This window comes from Trebonia sp. (assembly GCF_049794275.1).
Lineage (GTDB): Bacteria > Actinomycetota > Actinomycetes > Streptosporangiales > Streptosporangiaceae > Trebonia.
Genome location: NZ_JBARCR010000729.1, coordinates 1 through 4,878, shown reverse-complemented (window position 1 = coordinate 4,878; position 4,878 = coordinate 1). Strand labels below are relative to the sequence as shown.

Annotated in this window: 4 protein-coding genes; 2 read left to right on the top strand and 2 right to left on the bottom strand. The window is 69.2% G+C overall.

The features are described 5' to 3' along the window. Window positions 1-17 precede the first annotated feature (17 nt). On the bottom strand, window positions 18-1,640 hold the full coding sequence (locus WA805_RS19335) for a phytoene desaturase family protein (RefSeq protein ID WP_422289898.1): 1,623 nt from the start codon (window positions 1,638-1,640) through the stop codon (window positions 18-20). 178 nt (window positions 1,641-1,818) lie between these two features. Between WA805_RS19335 and WA805_RS19330 the strand changes: the two genes are divergently transcribed. Both WA805_RS19330 and WA805_RS19325 read left to right on the top strand, forming a co-directional pair. Continuing rightward, window positions 1,819-2,451, top strand: coding sequence for a TetR/AcrR family transcriptional regulator (locus tag WA805_RS19330; protein ID WP_422289900.1), 633 nt, complete (start codon window positions 1,819-1,821; stop codon window positions 2,449-2,451). A 4-nt stretch (window positions 2,452-2,455) separates the two neighbouring features. Then, on the top strand, window positions 2,456-3,580 hold the full coding sequence (locus tag WA805_RS19325; RefSeq protein ID WP_425243030.1) for an ABC transporter ATP-binding protein: 1,125 nt from the start codon (window positions 2,456-2,458) through the stop codon (window positions 3,578-3,580). A 382-nt stretch (window positions 3,581-3,962) separates the two neighbouring features. Here WA805_RS19325 and WA805_RS19320 read toward each other — a convergent pair. Further along, the coding region (locus WA805_RS19320) for an ABC transporter permease (RefSeq protein ID WP_425243029.1) at window positions 3,963-4,878 on the bottom strand (916 nt) is incomplete at its 5' end.

Below are 4,878 nucleotides of genomic sequence, written 5' to 3'. Positions count from 1 at the left end.
CGTCAGCCACGGGCCCGTCAGCCACGGGGACGGCGGACGGCGCGGTCGGCGATCGCCGCCTTGGCCGCCTGCATGCCAGGGATGCCGCAGACGCCGCCGCCCGCGTGCGTGGCCGAGCTCGCGTAGTACAGGCCGCGCACCGGGGTGCGGTAGTCGGCGAAGCCAGGCGCCGGGCGCATGTGGAAGAGCTGCTCGAGGGAGAGCTCACCGTGGAAGATGTTGCCGCCGATCAGCCCGTAGTCGTGCTCCATCTCGTAGGGACCGACCACGTCGCGGTGGATGATCGCGGACTTGAAGTTGGGCGCGACCTCGTTGTAGACGTCGATCATCCGGTCGGCGTACTTCTCCAGCTCGTCGCGGTGCGGCTGCTGGCTCCAGTCGGCCGGCACCCACTGGGTGAACAGCGACATGATGTGCGTGCCGTCCGGGCAGAGCGTCTTGTCGAACGTGGTCGGTATCACGCCGTCGGAGAACGGCCGGGTCGCCGGGCGGCCCTCGCGGGCCTCGATGAACGCCTTCTCGATGTACTCCATCGTGGGCGCCATCTCCACCGATCCGGTGTGGTGCTCCTGCAGGTGGGTGCCGGGGTTGGCGGTGAAGTCGGGCAGTTCGGCGAGCGCGAGGTTGATCTTGACCACGCCGGACCGGGTCTTCCAGTGCTCGATGTCGGCCGCGAAGCTGTCCGGCAGGTTCTCCTTGCCGACGTGGTCCAGGAACGCGGTCTTCGGGTGCAGCGAGGAGACGACCGTCGCGGCGCGGATCTCCTCGCCGTTCTCCAGCACCACGCCGGTGGCCCGGCCGTTGCTGACCAGGACCCTGGCGACCTTCGCGCCGGTCCTGATCGTCGCGCCGTTGGCCGTCGCGGACCGGGCGATCGCGGCCGCGACCGCGCCCATGCCGCCCTCGGGGAAGCCCCAGCTGCCGAGGCGGCCGTCGCCGACGTCGCCGATCGAGTGGTGCGCCATCACGTACGCGGTGCCCGGCTCGTACGGGCCGGCCCAGGTGCCGATCACGCCGTTGACCGCGAGCGCGCCCTTCATCTGCGGCGATTCGAACCAGTCGTCGAGCAGGTCGGCGATGGACATCGTCATCAGCCGGGTCACATCGGCGATCGTGCGCACGTCGAGGCCGCGGTGCCGCCAGGCCAGCCGCAGCGTGGCGGCCAGGTCCTTCGGCTTGCGCGAGCCGATCGCGGGCGGCACGGTCAGCAGCAGCGGGCCGAGCACGTCGGCGAGCCCGGCGAGCCACGCCTCCCACTTCGGGTAGGCGTCCGCGTCCTTCTTCGACCAGCGGGCGATCTCGTCGTGGCTGCGCTGCGAGTCCTCCTCGTACAGGGTCAGCGAGCCGCCCTCGGGGAACGCCTGGTAGTACGGGCCCATCGGGAAGACCTTGTAGCCGTGCTTCTCCAGCTCCAGGTCGCGCATGATCGTCGGGGGCAGCAGTGACATCACGTAGGACAGCCGGGTCACCTTGAATTCCGGCGCGTCCGGCCAGGGCGATTCGGTGGTCGCCGCGCCGCCGGCCTGTCCGCGCGCCTCGAGGACAAGCGTCCTCGCGCCGTGCCTGGCCAGATAGGCGGCCGCGACCAGCCCGTTGTGCCCGCCGCCGACGATGATCGCGTCGTAGCTCTCCGATGCCATGGGGTGTGCCGCCTTCCCGGACGTTGTTTCGCGCCCGACACAAACATTGACTGAACATTCAGTCTATGTTCCTGCTACGATACCGACAAGGTCTTGGGCGACGGCGCCGGAGACAGGCTCCCGGGACGAGGAGACGATGGCTGGGCGGGCTGCAGGACGAGGATCAGGGTCGCGCGAAGTGACCGAGGAGCGGCGCGAGCAGATACTGCAGGCCGCTCTCGAGGTCATCGTGGAGCGCGGCTACGCCGAGACCAGGATCGCCGATGTCGCCGAGCGCGCCGGCACCAGCCCCGCATTGGTCATCTACTACTTCAAGACCCGCGACCAGCTGCTCACCGAGGCGATCCGCTACTCCGAGGACCACTGGTACGAGACCGGCACCAAGCGCCTGGAGTCGATAACGACCGCCGCCGGGCAACTCGCCGAGCTGATCGGCATGACCTGCCTGCCGGACACCGACCCGGCGCCGCGCAGCGAGTGGCTGCTCTGGCTCGACCTGTGGGCGCTGTCGCCGCGCAACGCCGGCGTCGCCGCCGTCCGCCGCAAGTTCGACGAGCGGTGGCGGCAGACCATCAAGGCGATCGTGCTGGCCGGCCAGGAGGCCGGCGAGTTCACGCCGATCGACGCCGACGACTTCGCGATCACGCTGTCCGCGCTGCTCGACGGCATGGCCGTGCAGATCGCGCTGGAAGATCCCGATGTCCCGCCCTCGCGTGCGTATGATCTCGCCATGCGCTACGCGGCCGGACAGCTGGGTTTCGAGTGGAAGCCCGCTTCCGCCTCGCGCAGGCGGTCGCAGAGACGGAGATGACACCATGGCCGGAGGCAGTATCGAGCTCGCGGGACTGTCCAAGCATTTCGGGGACAGCGCCGCGGTCGACAACATCGACCTGTCGGTAGCGAGCGGCGAGTTCTTCTCGCTGCTGGGGCCCTCCGGCTGCGGTAAGACGACCACGCTCCGGCTGATAGCCGGGTTCGAGCAGCCGACCTCCGGCCGGATCCTGCTCGACGGCGCCGACGTGTCCACGGTGGCGCCGCACCGGCGCGACGTCAACACGGTGTTCCAGAGCTACGCGCTGTTCCCGTTCCTGTCGGTGTTCGACAACGTGGCCTTCGGCCTGCGGTACGCGAAGACGACCAAGGCCGAGCTGCGCACCCGGGTCAGTTCGGCGCTTGAGCTGGTCTCGATGACGTCGTTCGCCTCCCGTCGGCCCGGCCAGCTGTCCGGCGGCCAGCAGCAGCGCATCGCGCTGGCCAGGGCGCTCGTGCTCAACCCGAAGGTGCTGCTTCTTGACGAGCCGCTCGGGGCGCTGGACGCGAAGTTGCGCCGCTCGCTGAAAGTCGAGCTGAAGGCGCTGCAGGAGCGGGTCGGCATCACGTTCCTCTACGTCACGCACGACCAGGAGGAGGCGCTGACCATGTCCGACCGGCTGGCCGTGATGAACGCCGGCCAGATCGCGCAGATCGGCACGCCGCGCGACGTCTACGAGGAGCCCGCCGACGCGTACGTCGCCGACTTCCTCGGCGCCGCCAACCTGATGGAGGTTTCGGTGTCCTCGGCCGGCTCTCCCGCCACGGTCAAGATCGGCGACTCGGTGCTGACCAGCACGCACGTGTGCCCGGCCGCGGCCGGCGAGACCGCGCACGCGGTGATCCGGCCGGAGCGGGTGAAGGTCGAGTCGCACGGCTCAGCCGGCCCCAACCGGGTGCCCGCGCTCGTTGACCGCCTCGTCTTCCTCGGCCCCGCCACCCAGGTCATGCTGCGCCTGGCCACCGGCGCGTCGCTGCAGGCGCTGCAGCAGAACGACGGCGAGCCGCTCGACCTGGCACAGGGCACCCCCGTGCACGCCTACCTCCCCGCCGACGCGCTGCGCGTGCTGGCCGGCGCCTCCGTCCCGGTCGCCGCGAGCGCCGCCGTTGAGGCGCCGCTGGCCAGCTGAGCGGCCCACTCCCTGTTACGAAAGCCCCGCCAGCCCGGCTGGCGGGGCTTTACGTTCGCTGCGGAGGAACCCGCCTACGTTCCGGATAAAAGGAGTGGCGAGCGGGCGCGGCGGGCTGCGGCCTCAGCCCTCGCCACGACTTAGGGACAGAACGTTACGCTTTTCTTGCTGTTATCACTCTTTTGACGTAATCTACTGTCCCTAAGTCGCCATCGTCTCACGATGCGGGACGACGAGGGCGCGGCGGCCGGCCTGAGGCTGCTGATTTCATGATCACGAAAGAAAATCGCGCGCATAGGAAGATTTTCCTTCGTGATCATGCTGGGCGCCGCGGGTGAGTGCCTCGCCGGCCCGCCGCCGTAGACTCTGGCGGGTCGCGAGCTTAGTTCTCGCCGGAGATGGCGGTGAGGGCGGCGAGGCCGCCGCCTCGCTCGCCGCGGGTGAGCACGCGGTAGCCGATGTAGCCGATGACGACGATGATCAGCGACATCGCGAGCATGATCGTGCCGAGCGCGTTGAGCGCGGGGCCGCCGTTGCCGCCGTGCTGCGTCGAGTAGATGACCACCGACATCGGGGTGTTGCCGGCGCTGGAGGAGAGCAGGTCGACGATGACGAAGTCGTCGATCACGCCGGAGAACACCAGCACCGCGCTGGCGAAGATGGCCGGGGCGAGCAGCGGCAGCAGCACCCGGCGGATCACCTGGAACTGGTTGGCGCCGAGGTCCGCCGCGGCCTCCTCGTAATGGCTGCCAAGAGTGACGAGCCTGGCCTGGACGACGATGGCGGGCCAGCTGACGTTCCAGGTGACCAGGCCGAGGACCTCCGCGGTGGTGCCCAGGTGCACGGTGGAGAAGAGCGTGGTGAACACGAAGAACATCGAGACGCCGAAGATCAGCTCGGGGATGACGTAGGACAAGATCATCAAGAAGTTGGCCGTCGCCGGGACCGGGCCGCGCCAGCGGTTGATGCCGATCGCGAACGCGACGCCGAGCGGGACCGCGATCAGCGTGGTGAGCACCGACAGCCGCACGGTCTGGATCACCGCGGCGTGCAGCTGCGGGTTGTGCAGCACCGAGTTGACCGGATCGCCGAAGTACCAGCGCCAGGAGAAGCCCTGCCAGGTGGACTGCGAACGGCCGTTGTTGAACGAGAACAGCACGGCGATCGCGATCGGCACCAGCGACCAGATCAGGTACAGCCAGGTGAAGCCCTCGAGGAACCACGGGTGGCGCCACGGGTTCCTGGGATTCCAGCGACTCTGGGTCCGGGCCTCGGGCTGGCTTTGCTGGGGCGGCGGG